Annotated in this window: 1 pseudogene; it reads left to right on the forward strand. The window is 69.9% G+C overall.

The window, feature by feature from the left end:
• Nucleotides 1-282, forward strand: a pseudogene (locus G6O68_RS32225) (hypothetical protein); the annotation flags it as partial.

Here is a 282-nt window from a genome sequence, read left to right on the forward strand (position 1 = left end):
AACGTCGTGAACGTCGAACACTCGGAGCAGATCGACAAGCTCGCCCCCGCGCTCGTGAAGGCGGTGAACGCCATCGAGCCCATCGCCAAGGACCGCAAGGCGGACCGCTACAAGTACGCCGACATCGCGTCGTGCCTCGAGGAGATCCGGCCCATCCTCGCGGCCAACGGCCTGGCCGTGCTCCAGCCCCTCGTGGTGCGGCCCGCCGCGCCGACGGTGGGGGAGGGGGGCGAGGTCGTCTCGGAAGACCGCCAGGCGATCACGACGCTGCTGCTGCACGAG

The sequence above is a fragment of the Paludisphaera soli genome, assembly GCF_011064595.1.
In the GTDB taxonomy this organism is placed as follows: Bacteria; Planctomycetota; Planctomycetia; order Isosphaerales; family Isosphaeraceae; genus Paludisphaera; species Paludisphaera soli.